General features: G+C 69.5%; 19 protein-coding genes and 1 tRNA gene. 5 read left to right on the forward strand and 15 right to left on the reverse strand.

Features of this window, described 5'->3' with window-relative positions; translation table 11 throughout:
• Positions 1 to 9: 9 nt before the first annotated feature.
• Both ACTJLD_RS27650 and ACTJLD_RS27655 read right to left on the reverse strand, forming a co-directional pair.
• A complete protein-coding gene (locus tag ACTJLD_RS27650) occupies positions 10 to 1,206 on the reverse strand; it encodes a CaiB/BaiF CoA transferase family protein (RefSeq protein WP_175865556.1) in 1,197 nt (398 codons plus the stop codon).
• Positions 1,203 to 2,954 carry an acyl-CoA dehydrogenase family protein gene (locus ACTJLD_RS27655; RefSeq protein WP_440660041.1) on the reverse strand — a complete coding sequence of 584 codons (1,752 nt, stop codon included), beginning with the start codon at positions 2,952 to 2,954 and terminating at the stop codon, positions 1,203 to 1,205. Before ACTJLD_RS27655 ends, ACTJLD_RS27650 begins: the two co-directional genes overlap by 4 nt.
• 174 nt (positions 2,955 to 3,128) lie before the next feature.
• Here ACTJLD_RS27655 and ACTJLD_RS27660 point away from each other — a divergent pair, with 174 nt between their 5' ends.
• Positions 3,129 to 4,031 carry a LysR family transcriptional regulator gene (locus ACTJLD_RS27660; RefSeq protein WP_027786944.1) on the forward strand — a complete coding sequence of 301 codons (903 nt, stop codon included), beginning with the start codon at positions 3,129 to 3,131 and terminating at the stop codon, positions 4,029 to 4,031.
• Between the two features lie 98 nt (positions 4,032 to 4,129).
• Positions 4,130 to 4,204 (forward strand) — tRNA-Val (locus tag ACTJLD_RS27665).
• A 128-nt stretch (positions 4,205 to 4,332) separates the two neighbouring features.
• Here ACTJLD_RS27665 and ACTJLD_RS27670 read toward each other — a convergent pair.
• The 10 genes from ACTJLD_RS27670 to hutH all read right to left on the reverse strand — a co-directional run bounded on the left by ACTJLD_RS27670 (position 4,333) and on the right by hutH (position 16,745).
• Positions 4,333 to 5,727, reverse strand: a complete 1,395-nt coding sequence (locus tag ACTJLD_RS27670) for an aspartate aminotransferase family protein (protein WP_440660042.1) — start codon at positions 5,725 to 5,727, stop codon at positions 4,333 to 4,335.
• 28 nt (positions 5,728 to 5,755) lie between these two features.
• Positions 5,756 to 7,093, reverse strand: coding sequence for a glutamine synthetase family protein (locus tag ACTJLD_RS27675; protein ID WP_027786942.1), 1,338 nt, complete (start codon positions 7,091 to 7,093; stop codon positions 5,756 to 5,758).
• Between the two features lie 12 nt (positions 7,094 to 7,105).
• Positions 7,106 to 7,912, reverse strand: coding sequence for a gamma-glutamyl-gamma-aminobutyrate hydrolase family protein (locus ACTJLD_RS27680; protein ID WP_059693038.1), 807 nt, complete (start codon positions 7,910 to 7,912; stop codon positions 7,106 to 7,108).
• 758 nt (positions 7,913 to 8,670) lie between these two features.
• Positions 8,671 to 9,468, reverse strand: coding sequence for an N-formylglutamate deformylase (gene hutG, locus ACTJLD_RS27685; protein ID WP_060172978.1), 798 nt, complete (start codon positions 9,466 to 9,468; stop codon positions 8,671 to 8,673).
• Positions 9,469 to 9,528: 60 nt separating this feature from the next.
• Positions 9,529 to 10,905 (reverse strand): formimidoylglutamate deiminase, encoded by a 1,377-nt coding sequence (locus ACTJLD_RS27690; RefSeq protein ID WP_136469732.1) that lies wholly within the window; start codon positions 10,903 to 10,905, stop codon positions 9,529 to 9,531.
• 8 nt (positions 10,906 to 10,913) lie between these two features.
• A complete protein-coding gene (hutI, locus tag ACTJLD_RS27695; protein WP_060198895.1) occupies positions 10,914 to 12,137 on the reverse strand; it encodes an imidazolonepropionase in 1,224 nt (407 codons plus the stop codon).
• 4 nt (positions 12,138 to 12,141) lie between these two features.
• Positions 12,142 to 12,792, reverse strand: a complete 651-nt coding sequence (locus tag ACTJLD_RS27700) for a HutD/Ves family protein (RefSeq protein WP_321846631.1) — start codon at positions 12,790 to 12,792, stop codon at positions 12,142 to 12,144.
• A 2-nt stretch (positions 12,793 to 12,794) separates the two neighbouring features.
• A complete protein-coding gene (gene hutU, locus ACTJLD_RS27705; RefSeq protein WP_027786936.1) occupies positions 12,795 to 14,483 on the reverse strand; it encodes a urocanate hydratase in 1,689 nt (562 codons plus the stop codon).
• Between the two features lie 38 nt (positions 14,484 to 14,521).
• Positions 14,522 to 15,217: a histidine utilization repressor gene (hutC, locus tag ACTJLD_RS27710; protein WP_027786935.1), complete on the reverse strand. Its 696-nt coding sequence runs from the start codon at positions 15,215 to 15,217 to the stop codon at positions 14,522 to 14,524.
• Between the two features lie 4 nt (positions 15,218 to 15,221).
• Entirely contained in the window at positions 15,222 to 16,745 is a 1,524-nt protein-coding gene (gene hutH, locus ACTJLD_RS27715; RefSeq protein WP_027786934.1) for a histidine ammonia-lyase, read from the reverse strand.
• A 213-nt stretch (positions 16,746 to 16,958) separates the two neighbouring features.
• On the opposite strand from hutH, the gene ACTJLD_RS27720 reads away from it, so the two are divergent.
• Complete coding sequence (locus ACTJLD_RS27720) at positions 16,959 to 17,903, forward strand: glutamate/aspartate ABC transporter substrate-binding protein (RefSeq protein WP_175757792.1); 945 nt, start codon at positions 16,959 to 16,961, stop codon at positions 17,901 to 17,903.
• A gap of 21 nt (positions 17,904 to 17,924) precedes the next feature.
• Here the strand turns inward: ACTJLD_RS27720 and ACTJLD_RS27725 are convergent, their stop codons facing one another.
• Positions 17,925 to 18,680 (reverse strand): 4'-phosphopantetheinyl transferase family protein, encoded by a 756-nt coding sequence (locus tag ACTJLD_RS27725; protein ID WP_440660043.1) that lies wholly within the window; start codon positions 18,678 to 18,680, stop codon positions 17,925 to 17,927.
• Between the two features lie 183 nt (positions 18,681 to 18,863).
• Positions 18,864 to 19,904 (reverse strand): alpha/beta hydrolase family protein, encoded by a 1,041-nt coding sequence (locus ACTJLD_RS27730; protein WP_060084085.1) that lies wholly within the window; start codon positions 19,902 to 19,904, stop codon positions 18,864 to 18,866.
• Between the two features lie 300 nt (positions 19,905 to 20,204).
• On the opposite strand from ACTJLD_RS27730, the gene ACTJLD_RS27735 reads away from it, so the two are divergent.
• Together ACTJLD_RS27735 and ACTJLD_RS27740 are read left to right on the forward strand one after the other, a co-directional pair.
• The gene (locus ACTJLD_RS27735) at positions 20,205 to 21,146 is read left to right on the forward strand and encodes a LysR substrate-binding domain-containing protein (protein WP_200060845.1); all 942 of its coding nucleotides are present in this window, start codon (positions 20,205 to 20,207) and stop codon (positions 21,144 to 21,146) included.
• A gap of 186 nt (positions 21,147 to 21,332) precedes the next feature.
• Positions 21,333 to 22,565: an MFS transporter gene (locus ACTJLD_RS27740; RefSeq protein WP_027786929.1), complete on the forward strand. Its 1,233-nt coding sequence runs from the start codon at positions 21,333 to 21,335 to the stop codon at positions 22,563 to 22,565.
• A 135-nt stretch (positions 22,566 to 22,700) separates the two neighbouring features.
• Here the strand turns inward: ACTJLD_RS27740 and ACTJLD_RS27745 are convergent, their stop codons facing one another.
• Positions 22,701 to 24,179 (reverse strand): cryptochrome/photolyase family protein, encoded by a 1,479-nt coding sequence (locus ACTJLD_RS27745; protein WP_059693043.1) that lies wholly within the window; start codon positions 24,177 to 24,179, stop codon positions 22,701 to 22,703.
• Between the last annotated feature and the right edge of the window lie 307 nt (positions 24,180 to 24,486).

Consider the following 24,486-nt stretch of genomic DNA (forward strand, 5'->3'; position numbering starts at 1 on the left):
GGCGTCGTGTCAGCCGGGGGCTTCCCTCAGCACGCCGGCGTCGAGCAATTGCTGCTGGAGCGCGGGATCGACGCCGAGGCGATCGAGCACCGCGCGCGTGTCGCCGCCCAGCGCGGGCGGCGGCGAACGATAGGTAGCCGGCGTGCGCGACAGCTTCACCGGCGACGCGGTGCCGCGATACGCGCCGATCTCGACGAACAGGTTCCGGTGCAGCGCATGCGGATCGTGCGCGACGTCGGCCACCGTTCGCACCGGCCCGCACGGCACGCCGGCCGCCATCAGGTCGCGCGCGAGCGGCTCGCAAGCGTGCGCGGCGAGCCGCGCTTCCAGTTCGGCCTTCAGCTCGGGACGGTGCGCGCAGCGGTTGCGGTTGTCGACGAAACGCGGATCGCCCGCGAGCGCCGGCGCACCGAGATGCGCGACGAGCCGCGCGAACTGCCGGTCGTTGCCGATCGCGAGGAAGATCGGCACGGTCGCCGTGCGGTAGCTGTCGTATGGCGCGATGTTCGGATGCGCGTTGCCGCTGCGCGCCGGCACGCGCCCCGAACCGAAGAAGTTCGGCAGGTGCGGATGCAGCAGCGACACACCGCAGTCGTATAGCGCGATGTCGATCGACTGTCCGCGCCCGCTCTTCTCGCGCTCCGCGAGCGCCAGCAGGATGCCCGCGAGCGCATTGAGGCCCGTGACCATGTCGACGATCGGCAGACCGATGCGCGTCGCGTCGCCGTCGCGCTCGCCGTTGACGCTCATCAGCCCCGCCATCGCCTGGATCACCGCGTCGTAGCCGGGCAGCCCGCCGAGCGGACCGTCCGCGCCGAAGCCCGTCACCGCGCAGTGGATCAGCCACGGGAAGCGCGGCTGCAAGTCGCGTGCATAGTCCATCCCCCAGCGCGCGAGCGTGCCCGGCTTGAAGTTCTCGACGAGCACGTCCGCCTCGTCGAGCAGGTGCCACAGGATCGCGCGCCCTTCGTCGCGCGACAGGTCGAGCGCGAGCCCTTCCTTGTTGCGGTTGACGCCCGCGAAGTACCAAGCGGTATCGCCGAGGAACGGCGGCCCCCAGCCGCGCGTCTCGTCGCCGTCCGGCGGCTCGATCTTGACCACCGTCGCCCCGTGGTCGGCGAGTGCCTGCGTGCAGTACGGGCCGCCGAGCACGCGGCTCAGGTCGACGACCTTCAGGCCGTCCAGTGCGCCACGCGAGGCGGTCATCGTTCGACCTCCGGCAGCAGGTCGAGCGCGGTATCGAGCGCGATGGGCGTGCCGCGCAGCAGCGCAGCGCAGGCGGCGGATTCGTCGTCGCGCGATGCCGGCGCAAGCGGGTCGACCGGCAGCAGCTTGTGGCGCACGACCAGGTGCGCGAGCGCGAGACGCCGGAAATCCGGCGCGAGCCGCGCGCCCTCGCACGCCATCAGCACGGCCGCGCTTGCGTAGTACAGCGCGGACGCGGCCTGCCGCACGCGTGCGTCGTCGCCTTCCGCCGCGACCCGCGCAAGCGCGTCGCAGGCGCGCGCGAGGATGCGCCGCAGCGCCGCGCGGCTCGCGTCGGGCAGCGGCGCCGCGCCGAGGCGGTCGCCGAGAAAGGTACGCAGCGCGTCGAGCGCCTGCTCGCGCTGCGCGGCCCGCGCGACGTCGAGCGCGACGATGTTGCTCGTGCCTTCCCAGATCGAGCCGAGATGCGCATCGCGCACGAGCCGCGCATCGCTCCATTCCTCGATGTAGCCGGTGCCGCCGCGCACTTCCATCGCATCGCCCGTCACGCGCCGCGCATCGCGGCACGCGCGGAACTTGATCAGCGGCGTCAGGATCCGCACGCAGCGCGCGGCCTGCTCGTCGCCGGCATCGGCCTGCGGCAGCAGCAGCGCGATCTGCATGAACATCGCGCGCGCGGCCTCGGCCGGCAGCAGCATCTTCAGCAACTGGCGCTGCATCAGCGGCATCTCGATCAGCTTGCGGCCGAACGCCTCGCGGTGCGCGGCGACGTGCAGCGCCTCGTTCAGCGCGCGCCGCATCAGCCCCGCCGCGCGCACGCCGTTCGACAGCCGCGACATGTTGATCATGTCGGCCATCTGGTGGAAACCGCGGCCGATCTCGCCGATCAGGAACGCCTGCGCGCCTTCGAGCGCGATCTCGCCGCTCGCCATCGACCGGCTGCCGAGCTTGTCCTTCAGGCGCACGATCCGGTAGCGGTTGCGCGTGCCGTCCGGCAGCGTCTTCGGCAGCAGGAACAGCGCGAGGCCCTCGATGCCGTCCGGCGCGCCTTCGGGCCGCGCGAGCACCATCGCGAGATCGGCATCCGCGTTCGAGCAGAACCACTTGTCGCCGGTCAGGCGCCAGACGGTCTCGCCGTGCGCGTCCGTCTCGCGCGTCGCCCGCGTGGCGATCCGGCCGACGTCGGAACCCGCCGCCTGCTCGGTCATGAACATCGCGCCCTGGTACAGCGTGTCGAAGTCGCGCGACGCGAGCCTCGGCAGGTAGCGCGCGACGAGCGCCGGATCGCCGAAGCGGCGCAGCGTACGCGTCAGCGAATCGGTCATGCTGACCGGGCAGCACAGCCCGAATTCAGCCTGCACGAACAGGAACGTCAGCGCGTACTTGACGAGCGGCGCAACGGATTCCGCCCCGTGGCTCAGCGACGCGAGGCCGAGCTCGGCATACGCAACACGTTCGAGCGCGACATACGCGGGATCCTTGTCGATCCGCTGCACGGCCTCGCCGCGCCGGTTGCGGTGTTCGAGCACGGGCGGATGCTTGTCCGCGCGCGACGCCCATTCGTCGAGTTCGCCCGACACGCGGGCGCCGAGCGCGCGCAGCCGAGGCTCCAGTTCGGCATAGTGCACGTCACCGAGATGCAGCTTCAGCAACGCGCCGAGATCGGGATCGACCGTGAAGAAATCGAGGCCCCGGCTGTCGGGGATGTTGGATGCGCCGGCGTCCGGCGTGCGAGCGGTGTCGTTCATGCGTGCGTCTCCTGGGTTGCCTGCACATCGGCCGGCGGGGGGCGCCGCGGCGCCCGGCCAGTCCCGTGCAAAGCTTTCCGCAGAGCGTAGGCGCGCGATCGATAAGCGTCCAATACAGGATTTATCCGGTACGATAGATATCGCTTATCGATGCCGACGCCGCGAGGAGACACCATGGAACTGAGGCAGTTGCGCTACTTCGTGGCGGTCGCCGAGGAACTGCATTTCGGGCGCGCGGCAAAGCGCCTGTTCATCTCGCAGCCGGCGCTGAGTTTCGATATCCGCAAGTTCGAGGACGCGCTCGGCGTCCAGCTGTTCTCGCGCACCAACAAGACCGTCGCGCTGACCAACGCGGGCGAGGTGCTGCTCGGCGAAGCGCGCCGGCTGCTGCTGCAGGCGGCCGAGGCCGAACGCCTGACGGTGCGCTCCGCGTCGGGCCTCGCGGGCCGGCTGCGGATCGGCTTCGTTCATTCGATGCTGTATCGCGGGCTGCCCGATGCGGTGCGGCGTTTCGAGGCCGACTACCCGGGCGTCGAGGTCGTGCTGAGCGAGATGAACACGCACGCGCAGGTGCAGGCGATCCAGCGCGGCCAGATCGATCTCGGCTACGCGCACTGGGGCCACTTCCCGCCCGAGGTCGAATCGGTACCTGTCTATGCGGAACCGTTCGTGTGCTGCCTGCCGGCCGCACATCCGCTCGCGCGGCGCAGGCAGGTCGCGCTTGCCGCGCTGGCCGCGGAACCGTTCATCCTGTTCCCGCGCGAAGCGGCGCCGCACTATCACGACCTGATCATCGCGCAATGCGTGAACGCCGGCTTCAGCCCGCTGATCCGCCACGAAGCGCGGCTGTGGCAGACGATCCTGTCGATGATCGAGTTCGGGATGGGCGTCGCGCTGGTGCCGCGCGTGCTGCAGCAGGCGAAGAGCGACCGGCTCGCGTTCCGGCCGCTGAAGGATGCGTCGCTCGAATCGCGCACGCTCGCGCTGAAGCGCAGCGGCACCGCCGAGCCGGTTGCGCTGCGCTTCGCCGACTACGTGCGCGCGTCGATCGACGCACTGCCCGCGCTCGCGGGCTGAGTGCACGGCTCGCGAACCGGTGCTTGCGGCTATTTGAAAAAAATTGCAGAAAGGGCTTTACGAACCCCAAAAGCTCTGACATAATTTGATTCTTCTTTGGGCGGTTAGCTCAGCGGTAGAGCACTGCCTTCACACGGCAGGGGTCACTGGTTCGATCCCAGTACCGCCCACCAAAGAATTCAAGGGCCTGCGTCTCACGACGCAGGCCCTTTTCGTTTTGGCGTCGCGCGTGCTCCGAGCGACGCGGGCGCCATGTCATTCGACGACGCCCGCGTCCACACGCAGCTACCCAGATACCGGCTTACCGTGCGTGCCCCACCCGCTGCGCCGTCGCATCGAACGCCCGTTTCGCCTTGTCGACGATCTCGTCGACCTCCGCCTCGCGAATCACGAGCGGCGGCGACAGCAGCATCCGGTCGCCGGTCGCGCGCATGATCAGGTTGCCGTTGAAGCAGAAGTCGCGGCAGATCGTCCCGATATCGACGTTCGCACCGAACCGCTCGCGCCGGTTCCGGTCGCGCGCAAGCTGCACGCCTGCCACGAGCCCCGCTCCCGAAATCTCCCCGACGATCGGATGGTCGCCCAGCGCATCGCGCAGCCGGCGCTGGAAGTACGGCCCGATGTGGTTCTTCACGCGCTCGACGATCCCTTCGTCGCGCAGCAGCTTCAGGTTCGCGACCGCGACGGCCGCCGCCACCGGGTGGCCCGAGTACGTGAGGCCGTGGTTGAATTCGCCGTTGTCGATGATCGGCCGCGCCACGCGCTCGTGAATGCCGACGGCACCCATCGGTACGTAGCCCGACGTGAGGCCCTTGGCCATCGTGATCAGGTCCGGCTCGAAGCCGAAGTGCTGGTGCGCGAACCATTCGCCGGTGCGCCCGAACCCGCCGATCACTTCGTCGGCCACCAGCAGGATGTCGTACTTGCGGCAGATCCGCTGGATTTCCGGCCAGTACGTCGACGGCGGGAAGATCACGCCGCCCGCGCCCTGGAACGGCTCGCCGATGAACGCCGCGACGTTTTCCGCGCCGAGTTCGAGGATCTTCGCCTCGAGCTGCTGCGCGCGGGCCAGGCCGAACGCTTCCGGCGTTTCGCCGGCCGCCGCCTCGCCGAAGAAATACGGCTGGTCGATGTGCACGATGTGCTCGACCTTCGACGGCATCTGCTCGTGCATGTAGCCCATCCCGCCGAGCGTGCCGCCCGCGATCGTCGAGCCGTGGTAGCCGTTCTTGCGCGAGATCACGTACTTCTTCTGCGGCTGGCCCTGCACGCGCCAGTACTGGTGCACGAGGCGCAGCACGGTGTCGTTGCCTTCCGAGCCGCTGTTGCAATAGAAGAAGTGGTTGAAGCCCTTCGGCGTGACTTCCGCGAGCATCGCGGAGAGTTCGATCACCGGCGGATGCGTGGTCTTGAAGAAGGTGTTGTAGAACGGCAGTTCCTGGATCTGGCGATACGCGGCGTCGGCGAGTTCCTTGCGGCCGTAGCCGACGTTCACGCACCAGAGGCCGGCCATCCCGTCGATGACCTTGTTGCCGTCCGAGTCCCACAGGTAGACGCCGTCGGCCTTCACGATCACGCGGCTGCCCGCGCGGTTCAGCGCGCCCATGTCCGAGAACGGGTGGATGTGGTGCGCGGCGTCGAGCGCGCGGTATTCGGCGGTCGAATGCGGTGAGAAGGCTTCGTTTCGATCGGTCATGTTTCCTCCGGATAACGCTGCCGCACGCTCAGACGTGCAGCAGCAGATGCCTGCGCTCCCACGAGCTGATCACGCGGAAAAACGCTTCGTATTCGGTGTCCTTCAACGCCAGGTAGGCCTTCACGAACTTGTCGCCGAGAATGCCGGCGAGCGGCGTGCACGCCGCCATCAGCGAGATGCCCTCCTCGAGATTGCGCGGCAGCTGGTACGGCAGGTTGTAGCCGTCCGACGCGATCGGCTCGGTCGGCGCGAGCTGCTGCGACAAGCCGAGATAGCCGGCGGCGAGCGTCGCCGCGAACGCGAGGTACGGATTGCAGTCGACACCCGGAATCCGGTTCTCGATGCGGCGCGCCGACGCGCCCGACTGCGGGATGCGGAAGCCGACCGTGCGGTTGTCGTAGCCCCACTGCACGTTGATCGGTGCGGCCATGAAGCGCGACAGGCGGCGATACGAGTTGATGTACGGCGCGAAGATCGGCATCAGCGCCGGCGTGTACTTCTGCAGCCCCGCGAGATAGCTGTGGAACATCGGCGACACGGCGCCGTCTTCGCCCGAGAACAGGTTGCGCCCCGTGCGCGCGTCGGCCAGGCTCTGGTGGATGTGCATCGCCGAGCCCGGCTCGTCCTGCATCGGCTTCGCCATGAAGGTCGCGTACATGTTGTGGCGCAACGCGGCCTCGCGCACCGTGCGCTTGAACAGGAACACCTGGTCGGCCAGCGACAGCGCATCGCCGTGCACGAAGTTGATCTCCATCTGCGCGGCGCCGACTTCATGGATCAGCGTCTCGATATCGAGCCCCTGCATCTCGCAGTATTCGTAGATGTCCTCGAACAGTGAATCGAACTCGTTGACGGCCTCGATCGAATACGACTGCCGGCCGGTTTCGGCGCGCCCGGTGCGGCCGACCGGCGGACGCAGCGGCAGGTCCGGATCGGCGTTCATGTCGACCAGGTAGAACTCGAGCTCGGGCGCAACGACCGGCTGCCAGCCTTTCGCCTTGTACAGGTCGAGCACACGGCGCAGCACGTAGCGCGGCGAGATCTCGACCGGCGAGCCGTCGAAGTGCACGCAATCGTGGATCACCTGCGCGGTCGGATCGACGGCCCACGGAATCAGGCAGATCGTCGACGGATCGGGCACGCACACCATGTCGGGGTCGGTCACGCCGGTCAGCGTGCCGTCCTCCGGATAGTCGCCGGTGACGGTCTGCACCATCACGGCCTGCGGCAAGCGCATCGATTCGCCGGATTCGAACTTGTTGCGCGGAATGATCTTGCCGCGCGCGATGCCGGCCATGTCGGGAATGATCGCCTCGACCTCGGTGATGCGGTGCTGTCGCAGGAATTCGCTCAGTTCGGGTTGCATGATCGGCCTCTGTCAGTCGACGTCGGATGCGGCCGGCGACGGCATCGCGCCGCCTGCCGCATGAATGCGATGGGTCATGCGCGCGCGGCACGCCGCGCCGAATGCCGCGAAGATGTCGCGCGACAGCGGCTGTTCCGCGTAGCGCCATTCGGGATGCCACTGCACGCCGAGCGCGAACGCACGCGCACCGCGCACGCTGACGGCCTCGACCAGCCCGTCGGGCGCGCTGGCTTCGACGACGAGCCCCGCGCCGAGCTGCGCGATGCCCTGGTCGTGCAGCGAATTGACCGTCGCTTCAGGTGCGCCGTGCGCGATCCGCTGCAGCAGGCCGCCCGGCGCGAACTGCACGACGTGCGCGGGGCCGTACTGCCGTTCGAGCGGATCGGCCGGCCGCTCGCGGTGATCGTCGAAGCCGGTCGTCGCGTGCAGCCGCTGATGCAGCGTGCCGCCGTAGGCAACGTTTAGCTCCTGCATGCCGCGACAGATCGCGAGTACGGGCACGCCCGCGTCGATCGCCGCGCGGATCAGCGGCAGCGCGGTCGCATCGCGCGCGGGATCGTGCAGCGTGTCGGGCGCGCTCGCGGCACCGCCGTAATGATGCGGCTCGACGTTCGAATAACTGCCGGTCAACAGCAACCCGTCGACCGCCGCGACGATCGCATCGGCCGGCTGGCGCGCGCCGAGCGCGGGAAGCACGAAGGCAAGCACGCCCGCGCCGTCGACGAGCGCGGCCAGGTACTTCTCCCCCGCCGTGTGGTTCGGATGCGCACCGCGCAGGATGCGGTCGGCGGTCACGGCTACGATCGGTCGAGCACGCATGGGTGTCTCTCCGGCAATCGCGCGCGACACGTTCGCACGCGGGACGATGAAGGTTCGCGCCGGCACCGCACGCGCGCACCACGATGCGCCGCATGCCCAAACGCGATCCTGCCGCGCGGACGATGCGGCAACAGGTGGTGCGGCCCGGAACGGACGTGGAAAGGGACGCTAGGGCAACAACGATGCGCTGCCGTCGCACTGCACCGCGCTGAACACGCGGGCAGCCACGAGGTTGAAGCGGCGCAGGCCGCGACGGGAAATGGCGAAGAAACGAGGTTCGCGCAAAGAGGCGGCACGCGTGCCGCGATCAGCATGCCGGATCGGCCCGGCCTGAGGCGGCGCGCCCGCCGACGGACTTCGCGTCCGGCGTATCGAAGGGCTGGCGGCTTTCACGATCGTACTCGACTGACGGATGAATGCAGGACACGTGTCGCGATGAAGCGCATGCGGCAATGCCGCGCGGCGACACGTCGGCAAGGTGTCTCGCCGCGCATTCCGGTGCGGTGCAGCCACGATCGATGGCCCGCCGTCGGTGCGCGCGTGACGACTTCCTGACATTCAGCTTATATCACCCAAAAATTGCGTCAAATTTTCAGGTGCGGATGACGACATCGATCAGACGAAACCCGGACGAAAAAAAACGGCACCGATCTCGTGGATCGATGCCGTGTTGTGCATTGCATCGGTGCGGCACGCTGCGTGCCGGCGGGCCGTCACGCACCTGCTCCGCCGCGCTGCCGCATCCGCGCGGCCCGGGTTCAGCGATGCGCGAGCGCGGTTTCGACGAGCGTCTGCAATAGCGGCACAATCCGCGCTGCACGCGTTTCGTCGTACGCGTAGGGGCGCGTCTCTTCCATGTAGGTGATCTGCGAGAGCTCGAGCTGCACGGCCTCGACGCCCGTTTCGGGCACGCCGTAGTGGCGCGTGATGTAGCCGCCCTTGAAGCGTCCGTTCGCGACGGCCGTATAGCCGCCATGTTCGAGCACGCGCGCGGCGAGCGCTTCCGCCAGGCCCGGCGCGGCACTTGCACCGCTCGACGTGCCGAAGTTGAAGTCCGGCAGGCGGCCGTCGAAGAAGCGCGGCACGTGCGAGCGGATCGAATGCGCTTCCCACACGAGCACGCGGCCGTGCTCGCGCTTCAGGCGTGCGACCTCGCGTTGCAGCGCGTCGTGATACGGCAGCCAGTAGCGATCGCGGCGACGCATGATCTCGTCGTTGCCGGGCAGCGCGTTCGCCGGATACAGCGGCGCCTTGTCGAACGTATCGACCGGCACGAGCCCCGTCGTGTCCTGCCCCGGGTACAGGTTCTCGTTGTCGGGCGGACGGTTCAGGTCGACGACGTAGCGCGCATGCGACGGGACGAGGATCGATGCGCCGAGGCCGGCCGCGAAGCCGTACAGCCGTTCGAGATGCCAGTCGCAATCGTCGACGAAACGCGCGTCGGCCGTCATCGTCGCGGCGATGTCGTCGGGGATGTACGTGCCTGCGTGCGGAATCGAGATCAGCAGCGGCAGCGTGCCCTGCTTCAGCGTGAATACAGCCGGTTGTTCAGTCATGTCGCATCACCGTTGAAGGTCTGCCGGCGCACGCAGGCGGCGCGCGCCGGTTGCCGCGCGTCAGCGCAGCAGTTGCGCCAGCGCGGCGCGGTAGTCGGCATACGCGACGGCTTCGTCGCGATGGCGGCGGCCGCTCACGACGCGCTCGCCGCCCGTGTAGACGTCGAGCACCGGCGTCTCGCCGTGCTCCGCGAACACGATACCCGACAACCACGACGTGCTGTCGTGTTCGGCGATCGCCGGATGATCGGGATCGAGCACGAGCCAGTCGGCGCGGCACCCTTCGCGCAGCGCACCGACGCGCCGCCCGCTGGCCTGCGCGCCGCCCGCGAGCGACGCGTCGAACAGGCGATCGGCGACATGCGCCTGCGTGTCGCTCGCCAGCACGTTGCGCGCGCGGTGCACGAGCCGTTGCCCGTATTCGAGCAGGCGCAGCTCGGCACGCCAGTCGACCGACGCGTGGCTGTCCGAGCCGACGCCGATCACGCCGCCTTGCGCGAGATAGTCGACGGCCGGGAACACGCCGTCGCCGAGGTTCGCCTCGGTCGTCAGGCACAGGCCGGCGACCGCGCGACGCTGCGCGAGCGCGGACGTTTCGGCCGCGTCGACGTGCGTCGCGTGCACGAGACACCAGCGTGCGTCGACATCGAAGCGATCGAGCAGCCATTGCACGGGGCGCGCGCCGTAGGCACGCACGCAGTCGTCGACTTCGGCCGTCTGCTCGGCGATATGGATATGCACGGGCGCGTCGTCGGGCAGCCCGTCGAGCAGCACGCGCAGCCCATTCTCGGACACCGCCCGCAGCGAGTGCGGCGCGACGCCGTAGCGCAGCCCGCCGTGCTCCGGCGCCGCGCGACGCATCGCGTCGAGCAGCTCGAGCAGGCCGTCGGGCGTATTGATGAAGCGGCGCTGGTCGTCGCGCGGCGGCTTGTTGCCGAAGCCGGCGAACTGGTACGACACGGGCAGCATCGTGATGCCGATGCCGGCCGAGCGCGCGGCGTCGACCACGCGCGTGCCGAGTTCCGCGATCTGCGGATAACGCGAGCCGTCCTGCGCGTGATGCACGTAGTGGAATTCGCACACCGACGTATAGCCGCACTTGAGCATCTCGACGTACAGCCAGCGCGCGATCGCGGCGAGCGCGTCGGGCGTGATCTTCAGCGCGAAGCGGTACATCAGGTCGCGCCAGCTCCAGAAGCTGTCGGCCGGATTCGCGCGGTATTCGGTGAGCCCCGCCATCGCGCGCTGGAACGCGTGCGAATGCAGGTTCGGCATGCCGGGCAGCACCGGCCCGGCCGCACGCGCGACGCCTGCCGGGGCGTCGGTGTCGGGCGTCACGCCGGTCAGCGTGCCGGCCGCGTCCCAGCGCAGCAGCACGTTACGGCGCCAGCCGTCGGGCAGGTACGCATGGTCTGCGAACAACAGGGTGTCGGTCATAAGGCTATCTATCCATTCATCCGGCGAAACACGGTCGTGCCGCCGCGTACGACCTGCTCGCACAGCGGCCGGCCGATCCAGTAGGCGAGCTCCGCCAGCGAGCCGACCGACCATGCGGCGAAGTCGGCCTGGCGACCGACCTCGAGCGCGCCGTGGCGATCCGCGCGGCCGAGCGCCGCGGCCGCGTGGCGCGTCACGCCCTGCAGCACTTCGGGCACCGTCATGCGGAACAGCGTGCAGCCCATGTTCAGCGTCAGCAGCAGCGATTCGAGCGGCGACGTGCCGGGGTTGTGATCGGTCGCGAGCGCGATCGGCACGCCGTGCTTGCGCAGCAGCTCGATCGGCGGCAATTGCGTCTCGCGGATGAAGTAGTACGCACCAGGCAGCAGCACGGCGACCGTGCCGGCCGCCTTCATCGCCTCGATGCCGGCTTCGTCGAGAAATTCGAGGTGGTCGGCGGACAGTGCCCGATAGCGGGCGGCGAGCGCCGTGCCGCCCGCGTTCGACAGTTGCTCCGCATGCAGCTTCACGGGCAGCCCGCGCCGCGTCGCGGCTTCGAACACGCGCTCGGTCTGGGCGAGCGAAAAGCCGATGCGTTCGCAGAACACGTCGACCGCGTCGACGAGCCCCTCGTCGGCCAGCGCCGGCAGCATCCGGTCGCACACTTCGTCGATGTATTCGTCCGCGCGGCCCGCATATTCCGGCGGCAGCGCATGCGCGCCGAGGAACGTCGTGTAGACCGTGACCGGGAAGCGCTCGCCGAGCTGGCGCGCGACACGCAGCATCTTGCGTTCGCTCGCGAGGTCGAGCCCGTAGCCCGACTTGATCTCGATCGCGGTCACGCCTTCGGCCAGCAGCGGCTGCAGCCGCGCGGCGGCCTGCACGAACAGCGTCGTCTCGTCGGCCGCGCGCGTCGCGCGCACCGTCGACACGATCCCGCCGCCTTGCCGCGCGATCTCCTCGTAGCTAACGCCCGCGAGGCGCTGCGCGAATTCGTCGGCACGCGTGCCGCCGTACACGAGGTGCGTATGGCAGTCGACGAGGCCCGGCGTCACCCACGCGCCGTGCAGATCCTCGCGCCGCCAGTGGGCATAACCGTGCGGCAGCGCGGACATCGCGCCGAGCCAGGCGATCGTGCCGGTTTCGTCGACGGCGATCGCCGCGTCGTCGATCGTCTCGTCAGGATGGCCGTGCGGACACAGCCTCAGGTGATGCCAGACAGTCGGTTTCATGCGTTCAGTCTCGTTCGCCGATGGCGAGCGACACGGCGAGCAACGCGCCGCTACCGCTCACGACGACGTCAAACGCACGCCGCGGCCCGTCGAGCCGCAACGTGTCCATTTCTTCCAGTGTGTAGCGCGTGCCGTCGATTTCAACGGCGACCTCGCCGGTCGCGCAAAACAACAGCACGGTATCGGCGTGCCCGATGCAGTGCGCGCCTGCGCGCCACACGTCGAGCGTGCCGCGCGCGGCCGAACGGCGCGTCATCAGGTTGAAGTCGCGCGTCGCGCCGTCGTGCAGCGTCGCGTCGATCGCCGCCTCGCCCGCGAAATCCGCGCGGGCCAGCGGTGCGTCGAGCACGTGGCGTGCGCCGCCTTCCTCGGCGAGCGTCATGCCCGCGCCGGACAGCAGCACGAGCGTGCGGTCGACGCCGTCGAAACGCGAGAACGGGCCGTCCGTGCCGACGTCCGCGACGCTCACGCGCCACGCGAACGCGTCGAGCGCGGCGCCCGGCGGCGCCCCGAAGGAAGTCCCCGTGGGGGAAAACGCCGCGATTTCGCGCGTCACGCCGCCGCCGTTCTTCCATGGCGACGCGACGAGATCCGCTGCGCGGATCACCGCGGCGGCCAGCGTCGCGTTCGCCGGCGCCTGGTGGAGCGCCGTCATGCTCAGCGGCCGAGCATCGGCAGCTTCAGGCCGGCTTCGCGGGCCGTCTGCTGCGCGAGTTCGTAGCCGGCATCCGCATGGCGCATCACGCCCGTCGCCGGGTCGTTCAGCAGCACGCGGCCGAGACGCTCGTGCGCTTCGGCGGTACCGTCGGCGACGATCACGACGCCCGAGTGCTGCGAGAAGCCCATGCCGACACCGCCGCCATGGTGCAGCGACACCCACGATGCGCCGCCCGCGGTGTTCAGCAGCGCGTTCAGCAGCGGCCAGTCGCTCACGGCGTCCGAACCGTCCTTCATCGATTCCGTCTCGCGGTTCGGGCTCGCGACCGAACCGGTGTCGAGGTGGTCGCGGCCGATCACGATCGGGGCCTTCAGTTCGCCGTTCTTGACCATCTCGTTGAACGCCTGGCCGAGGCGATAGCGATCCTTCACGCCGACCCAGCAGATCCGCGCCGGCAGGCCCTGGAACGCGATGCGCTCACGTGCCATGTCGAGCCAGTTGTGCAGGTGCGGATCGTCGGGGATCAGCTCCTTCACCTTCTGGTCGGTCTTGTAGATGTCTTCCGGATCGCCCGACAGCGCGACCCAGCGGAACGGGCCCTTGCCTTCGCAGAACAGCGGGCGGATATAGGCCGGCACGAAACCCGGGAAGTCGAACGCGTTCTCGACACCCATTTCCAGCGCCATCTGGCGGATGTTGTTGCCGTAGTCGAGCGTCGCCGCGCCGCGCTCCTGCAGCGCCAGCATCGCGCGCACCTGGACGGCCATCGACTGCTTCGCGACCTTCACGATGCTCTGCGGATCGACCTTCTGCGCTTCGCGCCATTGCGCGACGGTCCAGCCTTGCGGCAGGTAGCCGTTGATCGGGTCGTGCGCGCTCGTCTGGTCGGTCACGCAATCCGGCGTGATGCCGCGCGTGACGAGTTCCGCGAACACGTCGGCCGCGTTACCGAGCAGGCCGACCGACACCGGCTTGCCGGTGCGCTTCGCTTCCTCGATCATGCCGAGCGCCTCGTCGAGCGTCGTCGCCTTCTTGTCGACGTAGCGCGTCTTCAGGCGGAAGTCGATGCGCGTCTCGTCGCATTCGACCGCGATCATCGAGAAGCCGGCCATCGTCGCGGCCAGCGGCTGCGCGCCGCCCATGCCGCCGAGGCCGCCCGTCAGGATCCAGCGGCCCGACGGATCGCCGTTGAAGTGCTGGTTCGCGACCGAGAAGAACGTTTCATAGGTGCCCTGAACGATGCCCTGGCTGCCGATGTAGATCCAGCTGCCGGCCGTCATCTGGCCGTACATCATCAGGCCCTTGCGGTCGAGCTCGTGGAAGTGGTCCCAGTTCGCCCAGTGCGGCACGAGGTTCGAGTTGGCCAGCAGCACGCGCGGCGCATCCTTGTGCGTGCGGAACACACCGACCGGCTTGCCCGACTGGATCAGCAGCGTCTCGTTTTCCTCGAGATCCTTCAGCGACGCGAGAATCTGGTCGTAGCATTCCCAGTTGCGCGCCGCGCGGCCGATGCCGCCGTACACGACGAGCGCATGCGGATGCTCGGCGACTTCCGGGTCGAGGTTGTTCTGGATCATCCGGTAGGCCGCTTCGGCCAGCCAGGTCTTGCAGACTTTCTCGCTGCCGCGCGGCGCGCGGATCGTGCGCGTCGGATCGAGACGGGGATCGATGTGTTTCGGATGGTTCATGACGACTGCTCCCGAGGGAAATGAATATCAAATAGGAATCAGAAATGCCCGGTGAAGCGATAACGGCTGCCGGGATGCCACAGATTCGCCACCGAGGCGACGACGCCCTGCGACCAGGTGCGCCGATGTAAAACCAGACACGGCTCGACGTCGTCCATCCGCAGCTGCTCGCGCCGCTCCGGCGCCGGGGCCGCCGCTTCGATCCGGTACTCGACGCGCTGCAGCGGAGCCGCGCGCATCAGGTACAGGTTCGGCGTCGTGTTCGTGAAATCCTGCTCGGCGTAATCCGGTGCGACCGCCGGATTCACCCACCGCTCTTCGAGCTGCACCGGCTCGTCGTTCTCGAAATGCAGCACCTGCGAATGAAACAGCTTCGTGCGCACGGCTACCTGCATCTCGTCGGCGAGCACCTCGTCGGCGCGGATCGTGTCGAGGCCGAGCACGCTCGCGCGATACGCATGCCCGCGCGCGCCGACCTCCTCCGAGATGCTGCGGATCGCCACCAGCGTCGACTCGTACTTCGGCCGCGCGACGTAGGTGCCCGCGCCCTTCATGCGCGTGAGCACCTGCTCGGCCGTCAACTCGCGCAGCGCGCGGTTGACGGTCATGCGCGCCACCTTGAACTCGCGCGCCAGCTCGTTCTCGGACGGCACCTGGTCGCCCTCCTCCCACTCGCCTGCGTGGATGCGGGCCAGGATGAAATCCTTGATCTCCTGGTAGACCGGCGCGCTCATGGGCTTACTGTTCCGACGCGAACGAGAACGGCGCGACCTTCGCGAACGCACGCTCGCCGACCAGCTTCGCGATCACCGCGATGTCCGGTGCGAAGTAGTGGTCGAGCTCGTAGTGCGCGACCTTGCCGCGGATCGTTTCCATCACCGGCGCGAGCTTCGGGCTCGTGTGGTGCGGCGCGCGCAGGTCGACGCCTTGCGCGGCGGCCAGCAGTTCGATCGCGAGGATGTGCTTCGTGTTGTCCGCGATGTCGGCGAGCTTGCGTGCGGCGAACGTCGCCATCGACACGTGGTCTTCCTGGTTCGCCGAGGTCGGCAGCGAGTCGACCGACGCCGGGTGCGCGAGCGTCTTGTTTTCCGATGCGAGTGCGGCGGCCGTCACGTGGGCGATCATGAAGCCCGAGTTCACGCCGCCGTCCCGCACGAGGAACGGGGGCAGGCCCGACAGCGTCGCGTCGATCAGCAGCGCGATGCGGCGTTCGGCCAGCGCGCCGATTTCCGATGCGGCCAGTGCGAGGTTGTCGGCCGCGAACGCGACGGGCTCGGCGTGGAAGTTGCCGCCCGACAGCACTTCGCCGGTATCCGGGAAGATCAGCGGGTTGTCCGACACGGCGTTCGCTTCGATCAGCAGCACGTCGGCCGCGTGACGCATCTGGTCCAGGCACGCGCCCATCACCTGCGGCTGGCAGCGCAGGCTGTACGGATCCTGCACCTTGTCGCAATCGCGGTGCGACTGGTTGATCGGCGAGCCTTCGAGCAGCTCGCGATACGACGCTGCCGCGTCGATCTGGCCTTGATGGCCGCGCAGTTCATGAATGCGTGCGTCGAACGGCTTCACCGAGCCGGCGGCCGCGTCGACCGACAGCGCGCCCGCGACGAGCGCGGTGCGGTACAGGTCTTCGATCGCGAACATGTTGTCGAGCGCGAGCGCGGTGGATGCCTGCGTGCCGTTCAGCAGCGCGAGGCCTTCCTTCGCCTGCAGCGTCAGCGGCGCGAGGCCCGCGACGCGCAGGCCGTCGAGCGCGCTCGCCCGCTCGCCGCGGATGAACACTTCGCCGACGCCCAGCAGCACGGCCGACATGTGCGCGAGCGGCGCGAGGTCGCCCGACGCGCCGACCGAGCCCTTCACCGGGATCAGCGGCAGCACGTCCGCGTTGAACAGCTTGATCAGCGCGTCCATCACTTCGCGGCGGATGCCCGAGTGGCCGCGGCCGAGGCTCGACAGCTTCAGCGCCATCAGCAGGCGCACCGACGAACGTGCCATCGGCTCGCCGACGCCGACCGCGTGCGACAGCACGAGGTTCTTCTGCAGCAGTTCGAGCTGGTCGTGCGGGATGTGCGTGCTCGCCAGGCGGCCGAAGCCCGTGTTGATGCCGTAGGCCGGCTCGCCCTTCGCGGCGATGTCGGCGACGGCCTTCGCGCCGGCGTCGATCTTCGCGAAGCTGGCCGGATCGAGCGCCAGCTGAACGGATTCGCGTGCGATCTGGCGCAGTTGCGGGAGGGTCAGGTGGCCGGGGGTCAACGTAATCATGTGAGCAATCCTGTCTAGACAAGTTCGGAGTGGTTTGAAGTGTAGCCACCTGAACTTGTCTAGACAACCCGTTTTTCACCGATTTCGACTCGGGAGTTTCCCTGATGCCCGGTGTGGCCCGCCGGACCGGTCGGCGGGATCCGGCTCTTAACATATGTTGCAATTATTTTGTTTTTGGCAACATACGAATCATCACTCGCCACGGAGCCCGTCATGCCCATCCCGCCCCGTTTCATCGCCCGTTTCATCGCCCGGTTCATCGCCCGCTTCGGCCGCCCCCTGCTCTTCGCCGCGTGCGCACTCGCATGCGGCGCCTCGTTCGCCGCGGAGCCGCTCTCCGGCACGCTCGAGAAGATCCGGCAAAGCAACCTGATCTCGATCGGCCACCGCGAAACGTCGGTGCCGTTCTCCTACGTCGACGCGAACGGCAAGGTCATCGGCTTCTCGCAGGACCTGTGCGACCGCGTGATCGCCGCCGTGAAGGCGCGCGTCGGCAAGCCCGACCTGCAGGTGCGCTTCATCCCCGTCACGTCGCAGAACCGCATCCCGCTCGTGCAGAACGGCACCGTCGATCTCGAATGCGGCGTCACCACGAACCTTGCGGCGCGTCACGCGCAGGTCGCGTTCTCGACCACCTTCTTCGTCGCGACGACGCGCCTGCTCACGCGCACGAGCTCGGGCATCCGCGACTTCCCCGACCTCGCCGGCAAGACGGTCGTGACGAACCAGGGCACGACGTCCGAGCGCCTGCTGCGCAGGATGAACGAGGAAAGGAAGATGAACATGCAGATCATCAGCGCGAAGGACTACGGCGAAGGACGCCTCACGCTCGAATCGGGCCGCGCGGCCGCGTACATGATGGACGACGTGCTGCTCGCGGGCGTGCGCCAGCTCGCCGCGAAGCCGGCCGACTGGCAGATCGTCGGCACGCCGCAGTCGTCGGAGGCCTACGGGTTCATGCTGCGCAAGGACGATCCGCAGTTCAAGGCGCTCGTCGACGGCGTGCTCGTGCAGTCGATGAAGCGCGGCGAGATCGATGCGCTGTACGACAGGTGGTTCATGAAGCCGGTGCCGCCGAAGGGGCTCGCGTTCGACTTCCCGATGAGCGACGTGATCAAGGCGCGCTACGCGGCACCGAACGACGCGCCGCTCGAATGAGCGCCGCGCGTGGGCGCCGGCTCACGCACGCGTCCACGCAATGCACGCCGCGTAGCCGGGCGCCGCGTCGAGCCACGCCGCGTCGAACGCCGCGACGCCGGCGGCGGGCGCGGCCGGCTCGACGATCGTCGTCGCAGGGGTCGCGACATCGCGCGGCGGCACGACCGCGAACGCTCGCAACCCGCCGACGATGCCGGTGCCGAGCGCCTTGAGCAGCGCTTCCTTCGCCGCCCACACGCGCATGAACGCCGCCGCGCGCGCGGCGGGCGACACGCTGTCGAGCCACGAAGCCTCGGCGGGCGCGCAGACTTCGCGTGTCAGCGCACGCCAGTCGGCCGTGCGGTCGCAGCACTCGATATCGACACCGACGCGGCCCGCGGGCGCCCACGCGAGCAATGCGTGATCGCCCGCATGCGACACGTTGAAATCGAGTGACGTCCGATGCGCGGGGGCCGGCGACGGCCGCCCCGATGCGTCGACGACGATCGCGACCGCATGCGGCGCGACACCGAGCGCCGCGCCGAGCACGTCGCGCAACGCGGCACGCGTCGCGGCGCTGCGTACCGCATCCTCGTGACGCATGAAGCGCGCGGCGCGCGCGCGCTCGTCATCGCTCAGCGCCGCATAGGCCGGCGACGCGAGCGGCACGCTCCAGTCGAAATCGATGCGCACGACCCGCACCCCTGCGCGTGCCGCGGCGGGCGGCACATCGAGCGCGTGCACGCGCCATGCGCGGGCGGTATCGGCCGGAGAAGCGGAATCGGACGGAATGGACATCGGTGCGCAGCAGCCTGTGCCGTGGAAGGAAACGCCCGATGTTAATCGATCGCGCCGGCGCACGAACCGGCTTGTGTGCGACTCGCCGCGGCCGCATCGAATCGGGGCGGCTTCATGTGCCGCATGCGAAGGCCGCGCACGGCAGCACGCCATGCCCGCGACGCACCGGGCAGCCGCCGCGCCTCACCCGTTCGCGGCGACGCCCGGCACGCCGCTGCCCGCCCCTCGCCCGCGCGACGCCGGGTGAAGCGCATGCACGTGGCCCGGCGCATCGGCCGGCAGCACGCCGTGCTGCAGCCAGTACAACGCGAGCGGCCACAGCGTGTCGGTGAAGCGGCTGTGGAAAAACGCGAAATGGCCGATCGCCTCGACGCCGATGTCGGCCGGCGCGATCCGCAGATGCGTGACGTCGCTGCCCGTGTAGTAGCCGACCAGCCGCTCGATCGCCTCGACCGTGCCGAACCCGTCGTCGTCGAGGCCGATCGCGAGCATCGGCGCCGACAGTCCCGCGAAGCGGATGGGCAACGCGGCGCGGCTTGCGGCGGGTTCGGCGAGCAGGCCGCGCGTATAACCATCCTCGAAGCGCGCCTGCGAGCGCACCCACGACAACGCGACGCCGCGCGGCGTGTCCTCCATCCAGCCGAGCCGCTTCGCGGGCACGTAGCCGAACATGGCCGCGAGCAGCGGCATCGCGACATGCCACTTCCACCACATGCGCCGCCGTTCGGCCGGCAGGTAATCGCGCCAGTACGCGTACTGCGCGCCGACCGTCACCGCGTGCCGCACGTGTGCGTTCGATGCCGCGAGCCCGAGCGCGAACCCGCCGATGCTGTGCGCGACCACGTCGATCGGCTGGCCCGGAAACGCGTCGCGCGCGTACCGCAGCGCGGCGTCGCAATCGAGCCGCCCCCAGTCGAGCCAGTTCGCGCGCAGCTTCGCGAGCTGCGCCGGGCGCGACCCGCCGATGCCGCGATAGTCGTAGACGAGCACGTCGCGCCCCTGTGAAAACAACCAGGCCGCGAAACGAAAGTAGTAGTCGCAACGCACCGATGTCGCGCAATTGATGACCGTCACGGGCCGCGCGGCGCTGCCGCCGCGATGGCGCCATACATGGCCGCGCAATTCGTAGCCGTCGGCCGCGCGCAGCGTCACGGGCTCGGGCGGCAATGCGCCTGCCGCACGGCTGCCCTGCGTCGTCCCGCTGCTTTCGTTCGAAATCGTCATCGAGTCTCCTGTCGGTCCGAGTTAGCGCTTTAGCGCTTACTCGGACCCCATGCTTCGCGGTCGGTCCGAGTTGGCGCTTCAGCGCTTACCCGAACCCCATGCCTCGCGGTCGGCCCGAGTTGGCACTTCAGCGCTAACCCGAACCCCATGCTTCGCGGTCGGCCCGAGTTGGCGCTTCAGCGCTTACCCGAACCCCATGCCTCGCGGTCAGCCCCGCGCTCCCCGCGCCAGCCTCCATTGAACTTGACGCGCCCCGCGTTCTCAACCAATCTTGCTGCTCCGTTCGCATGAGTCACGCGCATGTCAACGCCACTCGTCCGTCTCCCGTCGCTCGACCTCGTCCGCGGTTTCGTCGCCGTCGGCCGCCGCATGAGCATCACGCTCGCCGCGCAGGATCTGTGCGTCACGCAATCGGCGGTCAGCCGCCAGGTGCACGCGCTCGAAGCGCATCTCGGCGTCGCGCTGCTGCAGCGCGGCTACCGGAAGATCGCGTTCACGCCGGAAGGCGAGCGGCTGTTTCGCGTCGCCGATGCGGCCCTGCACGGCCTACAGGACACCGTCGCGTCGCTCGCCGCCGCACGCGAGCGCCAGCCCGTCACGATCACCGCGAGCATCGGCGTCACCGCGCTGTGGTTGCTGCCGCGGCTCGGGCGGCTGCAGGCGCGCCTGCCGGAGATCGACCTGCGCGTCGCCGCGAACGACAAGGTACTCGATTTGCGCGCCGAAGGCATCGACCTCGGCGTCCGCTATTGCCCGCGCGAGCGCGCGCCGGCCGGCGCGCTGCACCTGTTCGACGAGATCGTCGTGCCGGTCGCCCATCCCGCGCTCGCCGCACGCCCCGTCACGAACGCGGCCGCGATCGCCGACCACGTCCTGCTCGAATTCGACGGGCCGCCGCAGCCGCAACTGCAATGGCGCACGCACCTGCTCGCGGCCGGGCTCGGCGACGCGCGCCCGAAAGGCGTGCTGCGCTTCAACCAGTACGACCAGGTGATCCAGGCCGCGATCGCGGGCCAGGGCGTCGCGCTCGGCCGGCTCGCGCTCGTCGCGCCGATGCTCGCGGACGGGCGGCTCGCGGTGCTCGGGCCGCACACGCAGGCGCTGTCGGAGGCGTACGGCTACTGGCTGTTCCAGCACGATCCGGCACCACGCCGCGAAGTCGCCGAGGTCCGCGACTGGATGCTCGCCGAAGCAGCCGAATGCGATACCGCGATGCGTGCGCACGATAGGGCGTCGGCATAGGCCGGAGCCGAAGCTGGTTTGGCGAATGCCGCCGGCCGCGGCCGGGCCTGCCCGATCCCCGCGCCCTTCGTCGCATTCCCCACGCGCATGCCAACCTGACCGAATGATCGCTTGAGCGTCGACGGGCCCGATCGTCTAATCGGATCGAGCGCGGCCGTTTTGCCGCGCCCCCTTCCGGAGACACGCATGACCCCGATCGAGCAGGAAGTCCGCCGCCGCTGGCTGCCCGTACTGGCCGGCGGCCTGATCATGGGCGCCGCGCTCGGCATCCGCCACGTGCAGGGCCTGTTCCTCGCGCCGGTGTCGCTCGATCACGGCTGGTCGCGCGAAGCGTTCGGGCTCGCGCTGGCGCTGCAGAACCTGATCTGGGGCGTCGCGCAGCCGTTCACGGGCATGATCGCCGATCGTTTCGGGTCGCTGCGCGTGATCGTCGCCGGGATGCTGCTCTATGCGGCCGGGCTCGTCACGATGGCGCATGCGGCGACGACCGGCATGTTCACGGTCGGTGCCGGGCTCGTGATCGGCATCGCGCTGTCGGGCTCGGCGTTCGCATCGATCTACGGCGCGCTGAGCCGCCTGTTTCCGCCCGACCGACGCGGCTGGGCGCTCGGCGTCGCAGGCGCGATCGGCGGGCTCGGCCAGTTCTGCATGGTGCCCGTCGCGCAGGAGCTGATCGGCGGCATCGGCTGGCGGCATGCGTTCATCGCACTGGCGCTCGTCGCGGTGGTGCTCGCGCCGCTCGCCGTGCTGCTGCGCGACCGGCCCGCGCAGGTTGCCGGCGCCGCCGCCGGCCCCGACCAGTCGATCGGCGAAGCCGTGCGCGAGGCGTTCGCGCATCGCGGCTTCTGGCTGCTGAACGCGGGCTTCTTCGCGTGCGGCTTCCAGCTCGCCTTCATCGCGACGCATCTTCCCGCGTACCTGCTGGATCACGGGCTGCCGGCACGCCACGCGAGCGTCGCGCTCGCGCTGATCGCGCTGACCAACGTGGCCGGCACCTATGCGTGCGGCCATCTCGGCGGGCTGCTGCGGCGCAAGTACGTGCTGTCGGTGCTGTACCTCGTGCGTGCGCTCACGATGGCCGTGTTCGTCGCCGCGCCGCTGTCGCCCGCGAGCGTCTACGTGTTCGCGGCCGTCATGGGGTTCACGTGGCTCGGCACCGTCCCGCTGACGAACGGCGTGATCTCGCAGGTGTTCGGCGTGCGCTACATCGCGACGCTGTTCGGCTTCGTGTTCTTCGGGCACCAGCTCGGCAGCTTCTTCGGTGTCTGGCTCGGTGCGCTCGTGTACGACGCGACGCATTCGTACATGCCGCTGTGGATCGGCTCGATCGCGCTCGGCGTACTCGCGGCGCTGCTGCACCTGCCGATCAACGACGCGCGCGTCGCGCGTCCGGCAGCGGGCAACGCGGCGTGGGCATGATCCGCGCGGCACTGGCCGCCGGCACGCTCGCGTTCGTCGCGTGGTGCGGCGCGGCCTACTTCGATTCGGGCGTCGCGTACGCGCTGCTCGAACACGCCGCGTTCTGCAATTGACGCGGCAACCCGGAGCGGGCGGTCAGCGGCGCTTCGGCAATGCGGCCAGCGCATCGAGCGCGCGGGCACGCGCGGCCGCATGCTCGACGAGCGGCTCCGGATAGTCGACGCCGAGCCGCACGCCTGCCGCTTCGAGCTCCAGCGGCGAGGCCTCCCACGGCGCGTGGATCGATGCGGCGTCGAGGCCGGTCAGCTCCGGCACCCAGCGCCGCACGTACGCACCGTCCGGGTCGAACTTCCGCCCCTGCGCGACCGGATTGAAGATGCGGAAATACGGCGCGGCGTCGGCACCGCAGCCGGCCACCCACTGCCAGCTCGCCGCGTTGTTCGCGGGATCGGCGTCGACCAGCGTGTCCCAGAACCACGTTTCGCCCGCGCGCCAGTCGATCAGCAGATGCTTGATCAGGAACGACGCGACGACCATCCGCACGCGGTTGTGCATCCAGCCGGTCGTCCACAGTTCGCGCAGGCCCGCATCGACGAGCGGATAGCCGGTCAGCCCGCGCTGCCATGCGCGCAGCGCGGCGGGATCGTCGCGCCAAGGCATCGCATCGAACTGCGCGCGGAAGTTGTCGGTCGCGAGTGCCGGAAAGTGATACAGCAGCGTGTAGCTGAATTCGCGCCAGCCGAGTTCGCTCAGGAACTTGTCGGCGCCCGCCGCGCATGCCGCGCCGCCGGCCTGCGCGGCGCCCTGCACCGCGTGCCACACCTGTCGCGGCGACACGTTGCCGAAGCGCAGGAACGGTGACAGCCGGCTCGTCGCGGGCCGGTCGGGACGGTCGCGCGCATCCGCGTAATCGGCGAGCGAGGTTGTCAGAAACGCGTCGAGCTGCGCGTGCGCGCCGCCTTCGTCGGGCGCGGGCCACGCGTCGCGCAGGCCGCCGGCCCAATCCGGCGCCGGCGGACGCAACGCCAGCGCATCGAGCGCCAGCGCGCGGTCGCTCACGGCCTTAGGCCAGCGATGAAACCCGATCCGTTCGGGCTCGGGCAGCGGCGCGGCCACCGCGCGATCGCGGCGCGCCGCGCGCCAGTACGCGGTGAACACCTGGTACGGCCCGCCGCTGCCCGTCAGCACCTCCCACGGCTCGTTCAACAGGCTGCCGTTGCTGCTCTCGACCGTGACGCCGCGCGCCTTGAGCGACGCCTTCAGCGCCGCGTCGGCGTCGCGCTGCGGTTGCGCATAACGACGGTTCCAGTACACCGCTTGCGCACCCGTGTCGTGCACGACGCGTTCGATCTCGCGCGGCGCGTCGCCGCGCAACAGCAGCAGGCGTCCGCCATGACGCGCAAGCGCCGCGTCGAGGCCGGCCAGCGACCCGTGCAGCCACCAGCGCGCCGCGCCGCCGGGCGCGCGCCCGGCGCCGGCGCCCGTATCGTCGACGAATACACATACGAGCGGCCGGCCCGACGCCACCGCGCGCGTCAGCGCGGGCTGGTCGGTCACGCGCAGATCGTCGCGGAACCAGACGATCGCGGGAGCAACGGACGACTTGGCGGGCACGGGCACCTCGATGACGAAAGCAGGAAGAGACGCGTATTGTCGCGGCTGCGCCGCGCGGTGTCGACGTTCGGCGCGCCGGCGGATCGACGACGGTCACGGCCGTCGCGCCCCCTGCCGCCCCCGGTGAAACGCCTTAGTCCGTTCCGACGATTCTTCGCCGCATGCGCCGGCCTACGCTCGATGTCGGGTACGCCGCGCGGCACGTGCCGGCCGCTATCGGCACCGCGCGTCCCGCCCCTGCCACGCGCGCCTGCCCCTGCCGGCGCGGACCTTTCCGACTGCTGCGGCGCCCGGCCGGGCGGGAGCG

Source organism: Burkholderia sp. 22088, assembly GCF_052045915.1.
In the GTDB taxonomy this organism is placed as follows: Bacteria; Pseudomonadota; Gammaproteobacteria; order Burkholderiales; family Burkholderiaceae; genus Burkholderia; species Burkholderia cepacia.